At 46.1% G+C, this 15207-nt stretch carries 14 protein-coding genes; 5 read left to right on the top strand and 9 right to left on the bottom strand.

All coding sequences use genetic code 11. From position 1 onward, the window contains the following. Positions 1–4: 4 nt before the first annotated feature. Genes ACSYSK_RS01655 through ACSYSK_RS01645 form a run of 3 tightly spaced genes read right to left on the bottom strand, consistent with a single transcriptional unit; the run spans position 5 to position 3658 of the window. On the bottom strand, positions 5–1978 hold the full coding sequence (locus tag ACSYSK_RS01655; protein ID WP_491715234.1) for a PTS fructose transporter subunit IIABC: 1974 nt from the start codon (positions 1976–1978) through the stop codon (positions 5–7). A 14-nt stretch (positions 1979–1992) separates the two neighbouring features. After that, positions 1993–2904, bottom strand: a complete 912-nt coding sequence (gene pfkB / locus ACSYSK_RS01650) for a 1-phosphofructokinase (RefSeq protein WP_491715233.1) — start codon at positions 2902–2904, stop codon at positions 1993–1995. Continuing rightward, positions 2882–3658, bottom strand: coding sequence for a DeoR/GlpR family DNA-binding transcription regulator (locus tag ACSYSK_RS01645; protein ID WP_491715232.1), 777 nt, complete (start codon positions 3656–3658; stop codon positions 2882–2884). Before ACSYSK_RS01645 ends, pfkB begins: the two co-directional genes overlap by 23 nt. A 498-nt stretch (positions 3659–4156) precedes the next feature. Between ACSYSK_RS01645 and leuB the strand changes: the two genes are divergently transcribed. From leuB to ACSYSK_RS01625, 4 genes are read left to right on the top strand one after another with little or no spacing between them, the layout of a single operon-like run. Further along, positions 4157–5206, top strand: coding sequence for a 3-isopropylmalate dehydrogenase (leuB, locus tag ACSYSK_RS01640; RefSeq protein WP_491715231.1), 1050 nt, complete (start codon positions 4157–4159; stop codon positions 5204–5206). Further along, complete coding sequence (gene leuC, locus ACSYSK_RS01635) at positions 5206–6579, top strand: 3-isopropylmalate dehydratase large subunit (RefSeq protein WP_491715230.1); 1374 nt, start codon at positions 5206–5208, stop codon at positions 6577–6579. Before leuB ends, leuC begins: the two co-directional genes overlap by 1 nt. Next, the gene (leuD, locus tag ACSYSK_RS01630; protein WP_491715229.1) at positions 6579–7163 is read left to right on the top strand and encodes a 3-isopropylmalate dehydratase small subunit; all 585 of its coding nucleotides are present in this window, start codon (positions 6579–6581) and stop codon (positions 7161–7163) included. Before leuC ends, leuD begins: the two co-directional genes overlap by 1 nt. 29 nt (positions 7164–7192) lie before the next feature. Continuing rightward, positions 7193–8485, top strand: a complete 1293-nt coding sequence (locus ACSYSK_RS01625) for an MFS transporter (protein WP_491715228.1) — start codon at positions 7193–7195, stop codon at positions 8483–8485. Positions 8486–8972: 487 nt separating this feature from the next. Here the strand turns inward: ACSYSK_RS01625 and ACSYSK_RS01620 are convergent, their stop codons facing one another. The 3 genes from ACSYSK_RS01620 to ACSYSK_RS01610 form a co-directional block, all read right to left on the bottom strand. Then, entirely contained in the window at positions 8973–9257 is a 285-nt protein-coding gene (locus tag ACSYSK_RS01620) for a hypothetical protein (protein ID WP_491715227.1), read from the bottom strand. Between the two features lie 101 nt (positions 9258–9358). Next, positions 9359–9802, bottom strand: a complete 444-nt coding sequence (locus tag ACSYSK_RS01615) for a universal stress protein (RefSeq protein ID WP_491715226.1) — start codon at positions 9800–9802, stop codon at positions 9359–9361. Between the two features lie 11 nt (positions 9803–9813). Then, positions 9814–11406 (bottom strand): Nramp family divalent metal transporter, encoded by a 1593-nt coding sequence (locus tag ACSYSK_RS01610; RefSeq protein WP_491715225.1) that lies wholly within the window; start codon positions 11404–11406, stop codon positions 9814–9816. A gap of 99 nt (positions 11407–11505) precedes the next feature. On the opposite strand from ACSYSK_RS01610, the gene ACSYSK_RS01605 reads away from it, so the two are divergent. Next, a complete protein-coding gene (locus tag ACSYSK_RS01605; RefSeq protein WP_491715224.1) occupies positions 11506–12177 on the top strand; it encodes a metal-dependent transcriptional regulator in 672 nt (223 codons plus the stop codon). A 119-nt stretch (positions 12178–12296) separates the two neighbouring features. Here ACSYSK_RS01605 and ACSYSK_RS01600 read toward each other — a convergent pair whose 3' ends face one another. The 3 genes from ACSYSK_RS01600 to ACSYSK_RS01590 form a co-directional block, all read right to left on the bottom strand. Continuing rightward, positions 12297–13355, bottom strand: coding sequence for a YdcF family protein (locus ACSYSK_RS01600; protein WP_491715223.1), 1059 nt, complete (start codon positions 13353–13355; stop codon positions 12297–12299). Positions 13356–13529: 174 nt separating this feature from the next. Continuing rightward, positions 13530–14318, bottom strand: coding sequence for a TraX family protein (locus ACSYSK_RS01595; protein WP_491715222.1), 789 nt, complete (start codon positions 14316–14318; stop codon positions 13530–13532). Positions 14319–14611: 293 nt separating this feature from the next. Beyond that, positions 14612–15166 carry an NADPH-dependent FMN reductase gene (locus ACSYSK_RS01590; RefSeq protein WP_491715221.1) on the bottom strand — a complete coding sequence of 185 codons (555 nt, stop codon included), beginning with the start codon at positions 15164–15166 and terminating at the stop codon, positions 14612–14614. Positions 15167–15207: the final 41 nt, after the last annotated feature.

Raw genomic sequence — 15207 nt, 5'->3', positions numbered from 1 at the left:
TTGCTTAAACTTCTTCAGGCGCTTTGGCTTTTTTCCACAAACCTAACACTAAACCAGCAACGATCGCACCGACGATCACTGCCAAGAAATAACCCCAAATGTTAGTAGCCAACGGTGAAACCCAAAAGCCGCCATGAGGAGCAGGAACGCCGATCTTCAACCAACCAACGATTGCGCCGGCTACCGCAGACCCCAGCACGCAAGAAGGGATCACGTGTCCTGGATCAGCCGTAGCAAACGGGATCGCGCCTTCGGTAATAAAGGAGAAGCCTAAAATCCAGTTCGTTACTCCGGCTTGGCGTTCTGCTTGGGTAAACTTATTCTTAAAGAAAGCAGTAGCGATCGCCGTTGCAAATGGTGGTACCATACCACCAACCATCACGGCAGCCATCAACATCGCTGCTTGTGCCGATTTTGGATCGTTAGCAAACGCACCGGCCGCAAAGACATAAGCGGCTTTGTTGAACGGGCCACCCATATCGATCGACATCATGCCAGCTAACACTAAGCAAAGTAACACGGCGTTGCCGGTACCCATCGTGTTTAAGAAACGGGTGATCCAGACGTTGATCACCGAGAAGATCGGGTTGACGATAAAGAACATGATCAGTGCCATGAATAGCAAACCTAAAATTGGGAAGATCAGCATTGACTTCATCCCACTAACAGATTTTGGCAAGTTAGCACATAATTTTTTCAGTCCGAGCATCAAATAACCGGCGATAAAACCAGCGGCTAAACCACCCAAAAAACCAGCCGGTGACTTAGCGTTCATCATCACGTTCGCCGTATACGTGCCACCGTAAGAACCGGTATAGACCGTCGCCATAAAGCCACCGACAAACCCGGGCATCAGCGCCGGTTGATCGGCGATCGCCTCTGCAATATAAGCAGCCAAGATCGGCACCATAAACGCAAACGCCATGTTGCCCGCATTATTTAAAAAGATAAATGCTAGTGACTTAGGACCGCCGGCATAATTTTCTACGATAAACGAAATCGCCATTAAGATCCCGCCGCCAATGACAAACGGTAACATGTGTGAGATCCCGTTCATTAACTGGCGGTAAATATTACTCCAAACCGAACCGCCTGAAGACGAACTCGCACTAGCACCGGCTTCATCACCAGTTGCATGGTAAGTCTGCGCTTCTCCCTTTAAAATAGCCTGCAATAAGTTTTCCGGTTCTTTGATGGCGGCGATCACGGCCTTGTTAACCAACGGCTTACCGTCAAAACGTCCCATTTCAACTTTTTTATCGGCCGCGATCACGACACCTGCAGCCCGGTCAATTTCGTCAGCCGTCAGCCGGTGTTTCGTGCCTTCTGAGCCGTTAGTTTCGACTTTGATATTGATCCCCAACTTAGCCGCCGTCGATTTCAAATTATCTTCGGCCATGTAAGTATGAGCGATCCCGTTAGGACAGGCTGTTACCGCTACGATATACGGTTTATCGCTGGCAGCGGCGGCTTTTTCCTGCTCTTTTTCTTGCTGTTCTTGTTTTTGATTTTCTTCTTGTTTTTTGGTAACCGCCACCGCAAAAATATCTTGCACTTGTTGCGGCGTTTCGGCCTTTTTCAAATCAGTAACTACTTTAGGGTCTAATAATACCTGCGATAATGCTGCCAGTGCCTGTAAGTGAGTGTTGTCCCCACCTTCGGGAGCTGCGATCATAAAAAAGAGATGCGCAGGTTGGCCGTCTAGCGAATCGTAATCGACGCCCTTCACGCTGCGGGCAAACATCACCGCTGCTTTTTTAACTGCCTTATCGTGGGCGTGGGGAATCGCGATCCCATCACCCATTCCGGTCGAAGTTTCGGCTTCACGTGCTAAAATATCTTTTTTGTATAACTGTTCGTCATCAATAATACCTTTTTCGTAATAATGATGAACCATCTCATCGATCACTTCGGCTTTAGTAGTTGCCTGCAGATCCATGATCATAATATCTTTGAGTAATAACTCGCGAATATCCATTTTTTATTCCTCCTTTACAACTCAGTAATTTCAATTTGGGGCAATAAAGAATCGATCTGTTCTTTAGTAGCTAGGTCTTCGCTAAAGGCCGTCGCCGACCCGCACGCTAACCCGTAGCGAAATGCCTCTAACGCATTTTTGGTGTGTGCGTATGTGCCAGTAAAACCGGCCAACATGGAATCACCAGCACCAACGGAATTGATCACCGTGCCCTTAGGCGCTTGGGAACGGTAAACTTTGTCGGCGGTAACTAACAATCCGCCGTCACCCGCCATGGAAACTAAAACGTGCTGTGCACCTAAAGCCAATACCTTTTTGGCGTAAGTCACAATCTCAGCCAAACTGTTCAACTGAACGCCAAACAACTCTGCTAGTTCATGGTTATTGGGTTTGACCACCAAAGGATGTTGGGGAAGCGTTTGGCGTAAACTATCGCCGGTCGTGTCAATCACAAATTGTGCTCCCTTGGCACGAATAATTTGAATCAAATTAGCATAAAAATCCGTCCCCATTCCCGGAACTAAACTTCCCGCAAAAATCACGGTATCTGCCGCCGTCAATTTTTCAAACTGCGCGGTAAAAGCCGCCAATTCTGCCGCTGTGATCCGGGGGCCTTGTCCGTTGATTTCTGTTTCTTCCTGTGCTTTGATCTTGACGTTGATCCGGGTATTGGCAGCAATTTTAGTAAAATTAGTGCGCAAGCCCTTTTCTTGCAGGGCTTGTTCCACAAAATCACCGGTAAATCCTCCTAAAAATCCCCAGGCAGTACTTTGATAACCGAGTTCTTGTAAAATGCGGGCAACGTTGATCCCTTTTCCTCCCGGTAAAAAATTGTCGTATTGCATGCGGTTAACTTGTCCCAGTGTTAGCTCGGACAAACGCACGATATAATCGATCGCAGGATTAACTGTGACTGTGTAGATCATTACAGCTTTCCTCCCTGATATTAGTTTGCGCGCTGTACTTCTCGTAGATAGTGCGCGGTAAATGATCCGTTAGGATGGTAGCCTGTGCTAGCTGAGCAACTTTAACAAATGAGACGGTTTCAAATTTAGTCGCATCGGCTAAGATAAAGGACTGCTCGCCTTGTTCTAGCGCCGTTTTTTTGAGCACCGCTTCCTGCGGATCAGGGGTCGTTAACCCATAACTGACATGAATGCCGTTGATCCCCAAAAAAACCTTATTAAAACGATACTGCCGCAAAGTTTGCACTGCCTTAGCGCCCACGATCGCCTTAGTAGTATTTTTTAAAATGCCACCCAATAAAATCGTTTTGATATTGCGGTCGGCTAGACGTGAAGCGTGCAAAACGCCATTGGTAACAACTGTGAGATTTTGTTGCGGGGTCAAATTAGAAATAAGTGCCAAAGTCGTAGTTCCCGCATCTAAAAATAACACGTCGTGTGCACTGATCTGGCGGGCCGCTAACTTAGCGATTGCTTCTTTAGCCGCCACATTTTGCGCACTTTTACCCTGCATATCTAACTCGCGTTGCAGCGCGTATTTGATCTTTGCACCTCCATGAACGCGCAGCAAGACTCCCTGCCGTTCTAATTCCACTAAATCACGTCGTGCAGATGAGGTCGAACAATGGGTCTGCTTGCAAATATCGGCCAGCTTGACCACGTCGTTTTCCTTCAACATCGCTAAAATCACTTGTCGCCTTTTTTCTGCTAGCATTTCACCTACCTCCCAGCTCCTATCCTAGCAAATCAGCGCTTACAAATCAATCAAAAACGTGCAAAATAGTTCAATTAATTCCAAAAAATCGTGCATAAAACTTCATTTAATCTTAAATGATAAAATAATTAAAATTAACCATTGACTGCTTAATTTTATTTTTGTATACTAATTTTAATTTAACAAAACGTGTTAATTACATGCTAAGTAAACGTTAGCGAATTTTTGAGCGAGCAGCGGTTGATGAAAGTCTGCATTTTCCTAACATCCAAAACACATGTAAACGAAGTCTTTTGCGAGAGACTTGAGAGTGGCTTCTCTTATCCTAGCCTAAGTCTTACTGATTCATCAGTAGTACTTACAAAGGCAGTTCGTGTGAACGAGCTGCGAATTAAAGGTGGTACCGCGCATCAGCGTCCTTCTGATAAACTAATCGTTTTATCAGCAGGACGCTTTTTTTATTGTATTAATTTTAATAGTTTAAGGAGGAATTTTTTGATGAAAAAACAGATCACAGTTCTAGCCGGTGATTACATCGGCCCGGAGATCATGCAAGCAGGGTTAGCCGTTTTGCAAGCCGTCAGTCAGGGGCAATTTGAATACGAATTGAATCCCCAACCTTTCGGGGGCGCAGCGATCGATCAGGCGGACGACCCACTCCCCCAAGCAACCTTAACGGCCGCCCAAAACAGCGATGCTATTTTACTAGCTGCGATCGGTGGACCGAAGTGGGATGACGCACCTAAACGTCCCGAAAAAGGCCTGCTGGAACTGCGGCAGAAATTGAACTTATTTGCTAACATTCGTCCCACCAGTATCAGCCCAGCGATGCAAAAGTACTCCCCGTTAAAAAAGATGAACGCCGTCGATTTCGTGATCGTGCGCGAACTAACTAGTGGAATTTATTTTGGCACTCCCCGAAAGCTAAACGCCGATGACGCCGTCGACACGATGTCTTACACGACAACAGAAATCAAACGCATCGCTAAAATTGCCTTTGAGCTGGCACAAAAAAGGAAAAAACACGTGACCTTAGTCGACAAGGCCAACGTCCTTGCCACCAGCAACCTCTGGCGTAAAGTTTGCGGGCAACTCGCACAACAATACCCACAAGTTACTTACGACACCAGTTACGTCGATGCCACCGCAATGAAGATCATCAGTGATCCGAGCCAGTTTGACGTTATTTTGACCGAAAACATGTTCGGCGACATCCTCAGTGACGAAGCCGCTCAGATCACCGGTTCGCTGGGAACGATCCCGTCGATGAGTTGCGGCACCACCGGCCCGGCTTTATACGAACCGATCCACGGCTCAGCACCGGACATCGCGGGCCAAGGGATCGCCGACCCGCTGTCAATGATCAGTTCGGTCGCCATGATGTTACGCAATTCATTTGACCAAGAGCAACTGGCACAACAGATCGAACAGGCGATCGATGCGGTCACCCAAAAGCAAATCATGACTCCCGATCTAGGCGGACACGCAACTACTAAAGAAGTGACTGCTGCGATCATCGCTTCAATTAATGAAAGAAGGACAAAATAATGGCACAGACAATGTTTGATAAAATTTGGCAAAAACACGTGATCACGGGAGAACCCGGCGAACCTCAGTTACTATACGTCGACTTACACTTACTGCACGAAGTAACTTCGCCACAGGCTTTCGCGGGACTGCGGGAAAATCACCGTCAGGTTCGGCGCACGGATAAAACCTTCGCTACTTTGGATCACAATATTCCAACGACCGACATTTTCAACATCAAAGACGAAATTTCGCGCAAGCAAATCGAAACCCTGCAAAAAAATGCTAAAGAATTTGGTGTGCGACTAGCCGATATGGGCAGTGAAGACCAGGGGATCGTCCACGTTATCGGACCTCAATTAGGCCTAACTCAACCTGCAATGGTGATCGTGTGCGGCGACTCGCACACCGCCACTCACGGCGCTTTCGGTGCTATTTCATTTGGGATCGGCACTAGCGAAGTCGAGCACGTTTTAGCTACACAGACTATCTGGCAATCTAAACCTAAGACCATGGGGATCCACGTCAGCGGCAAACTTCCTCACGGCGTTTATGCTAAAGACATCATCATGGCCCTGATCGCGCAAAACGGCGTTGCTTTTGGCAATGGCTACGCCACGGAATTTTACGGCGACACGATCTCGGCGCTGAGCATGGAAGAACGCATGACTTTATGTAACATGGTGATCGAAGGCGGCGCTAAGATGGGGAGTGTGGCCCCCGACGAAAAGACCTTCGACTACATTGCTGGGCGGAAATACGCTCCCCGCCAGATGGATAAAGCAATTGCTTACTGGCAGCAATTTTACACCGACAGTCCGGAAGCCTTCGATCAGGTCATCGAACTGGATGCCAGCACCCTCGTTCCTTACGTGACTTGGGGGACCAACCCGGGAATGGCCGTACCGGTCGACCAGCAACTACCTGAAATTCATAACAGCGACGAACAAAAAGCTTACGATTACGTCAACTTAAAACCCGGGACCGCCGCTACCGAGATCCCGATCCGCTGGGCCTTTTTCGGCTCGTGTACCAACGGCAGATTATCAGACCTAAAAATCGCCGCCCGCGTGTTGCAAGGACACCACATCGCAAGTCAAGTCACCGCTTGGGTCGTTCCGGGATCGCGCACGATCAAAAAGCAAGCTGAAAAACTCGGCCTCGACCGGGTCTTTAAAGACGCAGGTTGCGAATGGCGGGAACCCGGCTGCTCGGCTTGTTTGGGAATGAATCCCGACCACGTGCCGGCGGGTGTTCACTGTGCTTCGACTTCTAACCGAAACTTTGAAGGACGCCAAGGTCCCGGCTCGATCACACATTTAGCCAGTCCTGCCATGGTAGCCGCGGCAGCCATTCACGGTCACTTCGTCGACGTACGAAAGGAGAATTACTAATGGAAAAAATCAAGCAGATCACAAGTACCACCATTCCGTTGATGCGCGACAATATCGATACGGACCAGATCATTCCCAAACAATTTTTGAAAAATATTTTAAAAACGGGTTACGGTAAAAATCTTTTTTATAACTGGCGTTACGATGAGAACCACCAACCCCGCCAGGATTTTATCCTAAATCAGCCGGAAAGAAGTCAATCGCAGATCCTAATTGCCGGTGATAATTTTGGGTGCGGTTCTTCGCGTGAACACGCCGTGTGGGCCCTCAAAGATTGGGGCTTTCGCGCGGTGATCGCTGGCGGCTACAGCAGTATTTTTTACATGAACAGTACTAAAAATGGCTTCTTGCCAATCGTTTTACCGCAAGAACAACGCGAGATCCTCGCCGCCCTACCCGCCGACCAAGAAATTACGATCGACTTGCCTGCCCAGCAAGTACGAGTAGCGCAAGACATTTTTTCGTTTGACATCGACCCGTTATGGAAAAATAAACTGGTCAACGGACTAGATGACATTATGATCACGCTGCAACACGAACAAGAAATCGCAGCTTTTGAGCGCCAGATCCCCGATTTTAATTAAACTAATTTACTTATAGGAGGTAAATATCTATGGAACAATCTACCAGCTTGCAAGAAAGAATCGATCGTACCAAAGAATCACCGTTATTTTACAAAATTTTCGCCTTAGTCTCGGGCGGCATGTTCTTAGATGCCGTAGATGTTTACCTCGCCAGCGCCGTAACCACCACCGTCTTAAAAAGCGGGTGGTCAACTTTGCAACAGAGTTCATACTTTCTTTCCAGCGGCTTTTTGGGTTTGTTTTTAGGCTCGATCATCTCCGGTTTTATCGGTGATCTTAAAGGGCGCCGGGTCGCTTACCAAATCAACTTGCTACTTTTTGGAGGGTTCACCTTTTTAGGAGCATTTGCCCCCAACATGCCATTTTTGATTTTTTGTCGGCTGATGTCTAGCATTGGCCTAGGCTCCGAAATCGTGACCGGCTATTCGATGGTCAACGAGTTCGCGCCGATCCGTAACCGGGGAAAATGGTGCGCCAACACCTCGCTAGTCGCTAACTGCGGCGCTCCTGTCACCATGGTGATCGCCAGTGCGGTGATCCCACGTTTTGGCTGGCGGGTAATGTTCATGGGCGTCGGGATCTTCGCTGCGATCCTTTGGTTTTTGCGCCGCGACATCCCAGAATCTCCGCGCTGGTTGCTCCAACACGACCAACCCCAAAGGGCGGAAAAAATTATTGAACAACTCGAAGTTAATGGTAGTCACGCTCACAGTGCTGCTCCTAAAGCTAAAAAGATCAACGCCACTCACCGACCATTGTGGCTAAGCTTGATCGTCGCTACCGTAGCGGCATCGGCCACGATTATTTGTCAGTATACCTTCACTTCATGGGTTCCGACGCTGTTAAGTAAACGCGGGATCAACATTTCAGGTTCGTTGTGGATGTCAGCTTTCATGATGTTTGGCGCTCCTGTGGGCTGTGCCATCGGTGCAATTTTGATCGACAAAATCGGTCGCAAAAAGACGATCGTGCCCGCCTTTTTCCTGACCTTTATTTTCGGGATGATGTACGCTAAACAAGCGAACGTTACCGGCGTAATGATTATCGGCTTTTTGTTGGAAGTTTGTTTCTATATCTTGATGGCTTCGGTGATCGCAGTTTACATCGCAGAACTCTTCCCTACCAAATTCCGTTTTCGGGGATCGGGCTTTGCTAACGGGATCGCTAAACTCTTCACCGTTGCTATGCCGATAGTAGTAGCATGGATGCTCAAGGTCACCAGTGCTAACATGATCTTCTGGGCGATTGGTGGCATTGCACTATTTGCGGGTATCATCGTCTGGCTGTTCGGCACGGAAACGAACCAAAAGGAACTAGGCTAAACAAGCTGCGGAAGCTGGCGGTTAGTCGCTGAGAATTAACCTAGCTAGAAAGTAAAGCCTGAACTTGGATTTGCTTTTTAGCGTAGTTAAACGTAAGCGGCTGCCAGCTGGAGCGCAATTAAAACAAGCTGCGGAAGCTGGCGGTTAGTCGCTGAGGATTAACCTAGCTAGAAAGCAAAGCTTAAACTTGGATTTGCTTTTTAGCGTAGTTAAACGTAAGCGGCTGCCAGCTGGAGCGCAATTAAAACAAGCTGCGAGTAAGGCGCTTAACAGGTGAGGACTAGCCTAGACCGGCAATAAGTCGGTCTGGGACTTGTTCTAGCCACAGCCTGTTGCCTTGCGCAACGCAATTAAACAAGCTGCATAGTCAGCCCGCTAGTTGTAGCTTAACAAATGAAAAAACGGAGCCCCAGGCAAAATTTACTTTTGTCTGGGACACCGTTTTATTTTGCAAACTATAGACTTGAACGTGTCTTAGTTTTTATTTTTAATATACCCTAGCGTTCAGATACTGATTGAATTTATCCTTGGTTGCTTGCACCATGCGTACATAACCAATGCCTTCGCACTTACACAATGCTGCATTTCCCCAAGTCTGTGGCTGTTGCAAGTCAACTTGATTAAACGTTGGCAGGTCACCAAAACGTTTGGCAAACATATCCTGCGAAATACCTAACCTATTAACTACCTCCGAGATCGGCCGAAACGATTTTTCCAATACCGTTTGTCCGATATCGCAACAACCATCCATTAATTTCGCATACTCCCCCATCAAAATTTTCCTCCTTCATTGAGTCAATGAATTTGTAATCTACACTTTTCTCAAGGTTTGAAGCTACTAACTATTCAATTTTCTACAAAGTAACCCCGCGACTAGCGCATTACCAACACAGCGATCGGTGCATTCTTTGCCATGTAAGCCGCCTGACTACCAAAACGCTTCTTTAAGCCCGGCTTATCATACGAGCCGATCACTAACAAGTCTGGCTTCACTTCCGGGATCACGTCATTGACGATCGCATGTCCGGCATCTCCTTGTGCGAGCACTACTTGCGTTCTTTTCGCTCCAGCATCCAAGGCTGTGCGCTTATAGTCGGCTAATTTGCTTTCTAATTCTTCTTTTTTCTTTGCCAAATAATCATCGTCTAAAGACTGATAAACGTTAATTTCATGGTCTTCCAACACCGAAACAATAAAGAGTTCAGAATCGTTTTCTGCAGCATAACGCACGGCATAATCGAATGCTAGTTGCGCGTCATGCGAGTCATCCGTTCCTACTAATAAACGGCGAAACTTAATTGATTTTTCTTCCCCCATTAAATTACCTCCTATTGTGCAGAACCGGTGTCGGCAGCATTATTGGCCTCGCTTATCCGTTTATCACCGCGGTACAAATCAACGATCGTCCATAATAACAGTGCTAAGATCAACACGATGATCACGTAAGCCAGATGGTCGGCAGTTGCAGCCTGCGCAGCAGTGATATTTTCGCCGTAAAATGATTTGATCGAATCCGGCAAACCTTTCATGTTCAAGAAGGTCAAAGCAATTACCGAGATCCAGCCTAAAATTTTGACCCACAGAGTATTTTTAAAACGTGCACCCATTTCTACTTTACTGTTAGTCAGCATCAGCAACGGTAACATTGAAAATGGTAAGGCAAACGCCAAGAAGACCTGCGAATTATTCATCAAATTATTGATGGCTTCGTGTTGCCGTACTGGTGATTCCCCACTGGTCGTTAACACAGCAATCAAAACCGGAATCACGGAAATCACACGCGTTACCAAACGACGAGCCCATAGCGGCATCTTCATGTGCACGAAACCTTCCATAATAACTTGTCCGGTCAAGGTACCAGTAATAGTCGAATTTTGCCCAGAAGCTAACAAAGCAACGGCAAAGAGGACCGACAAAATTCCTGATTTAGCAACTTTGATCAAAATTCCGTTACTCAAAGCCGAAGTGTTGGACAAAGCATCATACAGACCGAAGAATGACGGATCTTGAACAGCACCGGTCTTGAAAACAGCAACACCCATGATCAGCAATAGTGAGTTGATCACGAAAGCTAACGATAACTGGATGTTAGAATCCCAGGTAGAAAACTTGACCGTCCGGGCCACGTCTTCTTCATCATTATGATCGATCTTACGCGTCTGCGAAATTGCAGAATGCAAGTACAAGTTATGCGGCATTACGGTAGCACCAATGATTCCCAGTGCCCCTTGGATCGGGGTATTGCCACCGATATTAGGTGTGCTGGCAAAAGTTTTATTGGTTGGAATAAAGCCTTTCATCATCGCACCCCAATCTGGGTCGGATAACGCAACTTGGTAAACAAAAACTGCTAAGATTACAAAAATCAAACAAACAACGATGGCTTCGATCTTTCGAAAACCAATTTTAGTCAATAAAAGCAATAACAAAACGTCAAATACGGTCAAAAATACCGCAATAACTAACGGAATATTGAATAATAGATACAACGCGATCGCCGCACCGATAACTTCCGCGATATCGGTCGCCATAATCGCTAATTCGGTTAAGATCCACAAAATAATACCAAGTGACTTACCAGTTCTTGCACGAATTGCCTGGGCCAAATCCATTTGCCCCACGATTCCCAGTTTAGCCGCCATATATTGTAACAACATGGCAATTAAACTCGAAAGTAAGATCACAGAAATTAACAGATATGAGAAATCTTGCCCGCCAGTGATCGACGTTGACCAGTTACCTGGATCCATATAACCCACGGCCACCAAAGCACCCGGTCCTGAATACATGAACAAGGTCTTCCAAAAGCCCTTGCCCTTAGGAACTTCAATCGTGCCGTTGATCTCTTCTAGTGAAGGGCCATTGGCATATTGAATCAAACGATGTTTCTTGTGAGTCGTCGTCTCGTTATTACTCACCATTAAAACCACCTTTCTTTTTGCAAAACCTATTGTACACCATATTTTTTTATAGTAAAATATTTTTTTAGGATACCCCAATTAAAAAAGAAGGTACATAGAATGAAAATGTCCACTAGTAATTACCTCAAAGCAATTTTTGAATGTGGTTACATCACAGGTAACACAACTAATAAGCAACTCGCTGCTTATTTAAAAGTTTCTCCTGCCTCAGCTTCAGAATTCGTCAAAAAATTACAAAAAGAAAATTTAGTAATTGCCAAAAAATACGGTCGGATCTCTTTAAGCGAAAATGGATTAACCCAGGCCACTCAAATCATTCAAAAATACCGCTTATGCGAAACTTGGCTGGTCCGGGACTTGGATCTTAATTTAGTAGACATCCCCGAACAAGCTTGGCACGTCTCGTCGTTTAATAGCGGTGACATGTTGACTGCACTGCAAGAATACCTCGGTCACCCGGCTAAAAGTCCGTTTGGCGGCGAGATCCAACATCCTCGGTTACATCCGCTAGAAAATATCAAAAAACTAGCAGACCTAAAGGAAACTACCGGCACTATCAGTAGCTACTTAGAATCACCTCAAATCATCGAATACATGACGGCATTGGGTCTAACAGTTAACGATCAGATTAAAATCGGAACTTACGACCCCAGTTTAGACATGTTATCCGTCTACAAGGAACAAAAGAAGATCTTATTCAATCAGCGTGTCGCACAGTACGTCTACATCCTACCACAAGAAGAAAACGAGCAGGTGACAGAAGGTAATTAAAAAAGTTGTAACCCCAAGCTCAGACTACTGATTTTTGCTAGTTTACACAAAAACGAGACTAGGACAAACTCATTTTGTCTCAGTCTCGCTTTTTTATTATTTTATAGCAAACAGCATTTTCAAAACTGAATGCCATTTCCCGCAATAAAACTCATAAAAGAAAATACTAACAATAGTAATACTAACAACAAATGCGCTTTTTTATGATTCGCTAGTAACGCAACGTATTCCCGAATAAACGCGTTTGGAATAAAAAAGCGACTCGTCTTCGCTCCCAGTCCATCGATTTTCAAGCCCACATAACGCGCGTATCCCGCGGCACGAAACGTATGGTAGTCGCTCGTCGCAAACAAACCGTGGTTTAAAGCGACATTTTGTTTTTCCAATAAACGTTTGGAAAACAGCATATTTTCGTAGGTGTTAGTCGACTTATCTTCCACTAGCGTTCGGTCAGCCGGAGCCCCGTGCGCACAAGCATACTCGCGCATCGCCACTGCCTCGGGAACCTTTTCGTCTTGTCCTTGCCCGCCAGAAAAAACTAGCAGCGGGTACTTGCCAGTTTTGTTAGCCTGAATTCGCGCAAAAGTCAACGCCCGTTCGATCCGACTGGCTAGTAGTGGCGAAACCTGCGTGCCATGCAACAGCCCCGCCCCCAACACGATCAGGTAATCTTGATCATAATGTGGGCGATACAGACGCGTCAGGATAAACGATGAGATAAACGCCAGAAACCAAAAGGCCAGGTAAGATAGTAACGGGACAACAAACGTTTGGTACAAAGTCACACCAAATTGCGGAAACAAGTTTCGGTCTAGTAGCCGAACTACCGGCAATAAAAGCAGTAACAGCCCTAAAAACAGTGTCAGTAAATTTCCTAAGTTGTGACTTTCTTTACGCCAGACTGTCGCTGCGTTCCACAGCAATAAAATTCCTAACAGTGAATATAGCACCACAAACGGCAAGCCGACTACCGCTAACACCACGTACAGTAAAACATTTAGCCATTTGACTTTCGTTGCTTGGATCAAGCCAATCAGTGAGATTCCGCCAAACAAGAGCACAAAGTTAACCAACACCCCATTTAGCAAACGAAACTTATTTTGATGCAAACTCACAGCTAAGCCACACAAACACAACACCGTCATTGCCAATAACAAATAGATCCAGTTTGCCTGCATTACTATCACCTCCTGTGGTTTTAACTCCGCCAGCCACGCTGCGCTCTGTTTTATAGTCGAGCTCCTCGTGACAGAGGCTGTGCCCTAGCTCATGACAAGCCCAGTTGCTTAAAATCGCAACTTGGCTTGTCTTTTCGCTACTGCGCGCCTCTAAACGCCACGCTGCGCTCTGTTTTAGTGGATCCACGCCGCTATTACGTACAGTAACGCAATGTGTACCGGGTAAAAAATATAGAAGAAATATTTCATCCCCGGTCCCTTATTTCCATTGTAAAACCAAATCGGGATCACCGAAAAGATCATCAACCACTGATCAGACCCCATGATACCGTAAATCAACGCGGTCACCGCGATCGCCGCACACTGCCAGCCCCGTTTTTTGCGCAAAATATACAAGAAAAAGATCAGCAGCACCATGAAATTATTTTCTGCCATCAAAATTGCCGGTACAAACGCCAGTAATAGCTGCAAAATCAGCCGGCTCGCCGGAGTTGGTGCACTCGTAAACGGAATAAAGACCAACGACAGCACAAACGGTAACAGAAATAAACCGAGTCCCCATGCGATATTAGTCCATTTGCGTTCCTGACGCGCCGCCGCAAACCGGTCAGCCGCACACATGAAGATCGTCCCGATAAACAAATCACGGAAAATATTATTGATCAACTGCACTTGGTCGTAACCGACGTATTTTTGCAATAAGTTCATCAGTAAGCTCATGATGACCATACTGATATACAAACGCAACATGTAAACTTTCTTACTGTGCGTGTGGCTAAAACCAACCACACTGGTAAAAAAGAACAGCGTGGCGACAGGACGACCAAACCAATCCACCCAACCGGGAACTCCCATCGGCGCAAACATCTGGTGAAAATGGTCGACTACCATTAACACCATGCCGAGAATTTTCAGGTCGAAAGTAGTCAAACCTGGTTTGTTTTTACTCATCACTTGTTGCATAATTTCCTCCAACTTAACTCAAGTGTCGTACAGTTTCTCTAAGATAACATATTAATATCAAAAACAAAAGCTGTGAAAGCTAGCGGTTAGCCGCTGAGGATTAACCTAGCAAGACAAGCAAGTTGAACTTGACTTAGTTGTCTTGCGTAGTTAAACGTAAGCGGCTGCTAGCTGAAGCGCAATTAAGCAAGCTGCGGAGTCAAGTGCTTAGCAGGTGAGCACTACACAAAAAGACCCGAGACAAAGTGCATTGCCTCGGGTCCCAGTATTTCTGTAAACAATAATCGTGTTATTTAATATTTCTTAATCAACTCTACAAATGCATCCACGATCGACTGGATGAATTTTTCCGTACCTTCGTTAGTGATCTGACCTTGCTCATCCAAAAAGTTGCCTGCATTTCCTAAATAAGCTTCAGGCTGCTGTAACGTCGGCATGTTTAAAAAGACCAACGACTGGCGCAAATGATGGTTAGCACCAAAAGCACCCATGCCACTCGGCGAAACGCTGACAATTGCTGCGGGCTTGCCGTCCCACACACTAGCGCCGTATGGCCGGGAGCCGACGTCGAGTGCGTTTTTCAAAACAGCTGGCACGCTGCGATTATATTCCGGTGTCACAAATAAAACGGCATCAACGGCTTTGACTGCCTGCCGAAATGGTGCATAAACTTCAGGTTCGCTCAAACCGCCATCTTCAAAGTCCTGATTGAAAAACGGTAAGTTGCCGATCTCGATCATTTCAGTTTCATAATCTGCCGGAAACATCTTAGCCATCGCTTGTGCTACAGACTTGCTGTAAGATTTCTGCCGTAAACTACCTACAATGATCCCAATTTTTTTAGTCATAATCGTTCCCCCTATATTAGTTGATAACTTAATTATAGGAG

The sequence above is a fragment of the Ligilactobacillus sp. ESL1201 genome (assembly GCF_058503265.1).
The sequence above is the reverse complement of the archived record's forward strand: the minus strand, read 5'-3'. Positions and strand labels throughout refer to the sequence as shown.

What these genes read in the sequence shown, in the direction of transcription:
- leuC (WP_491715230.1), top strand. Translation starts at nt 5,206, where the DNA reads ATGGCACAGACAATGTTTGATAAAATTTGGCAAAAACACGTGATCACG.
- leuD (WP_491715229.1), top strand. Translation starts at nt 6,579, where the DNA reads ATGGAAAAAATCAAGCAGATCACAAGTACCACCATTCCGTTGATGCGC.
- leuB (WP_491715231.1), top strand. Translation starts at nt 4,157, where the DNA reads ATGAAAAAACAGATCACAGTTCTAGCCGGTGATTACATCGGCCCGGAG.
- ACSYSK_RS01595 (WP_491715222.1), bottom strand. Translation starts at nt 14,318, where the DNA reads ATGCAACAAGTGATGAGTAAAAACAAACCAGGTTTGACTACTTTCGAC.
- pfkB (WP_491715233.1), bottom strand. Translation starts at nt 2,904, where the DNA reads ATGATCTACACAGTCACAGTTAATCCTGCGATCGATTATATCGTGCGT.
- ACSYSK_RS01655 (WP_491715234.1), bottom strand. Translation starts at nt 1,978, where the DNA reads ATGGATATTCGCGAGTTATTACTCAAAGATATTATGATCATGGATCTG.
- ACSYSK_RS01645 (WP_491715232.1), bottom strand. Translation starts at nt 3,658, where the DNA reads ATGCTAGCAGAAAAAAGGCGACAAGTGATTTTAGCGATGTTGAAGGAA.
- ACSYSK_RS01600 (WP_491715223.1), bottom strand. Translation starts at nt 13,355, where the DNA reads ATGCAGGCAAACTGGATCTATTTGTTATTGGCAATGACGGTGTTGTGT.
- ACSYSK_RS01625 (WP_491715228.1), top strand. Translation starts at nt 7,193, where the DNA reads ATGGAACAATCTACCAGCTTGCAAGAAAGAATCGATCGTACCAAAGAA.
- ACSYSK_RS01590 (WP_491715221.1), bottom strand. Translation starts at nt 15,166, where the DNA reads ATGACTAAAAAAATTGGGATCATTGTAGGTAGTTTACGGCAGAAATCT.
- ACSYSK_RS01610 (WP_491715225.1), bottom strand. Translation starts at nt 11,406, where the DNA reads ATGGTGAGTAATAACGAGACGACGACTCACAAGAAACATCGTTTGATT.
- ACSYSK_RS01615 (WP_491715226.1), bottom strand. Translation starts at nt 9,802, where the DNA reads ATGGGGGAAGAAAAATCAATTAAGTTTCGCCGTTTATTAGTAGGAACG.
- ACSYSK_RS01620 (WP_491715227.1), bottom strand. Translation starts at nt 9,257, where the DNA reads ATGGGGGAGTATGCGAAATTAATGGATGGTTGTTGCGATATCGGACAA.
- ACSYSK_RS01605 (WP_491715224.1), top strand. Translation starts at nt 11,506, where the DNA reads ATGAAAATGTCCACTAGTAATTACCTCAAAGCAATTTTTGAATGTGGT.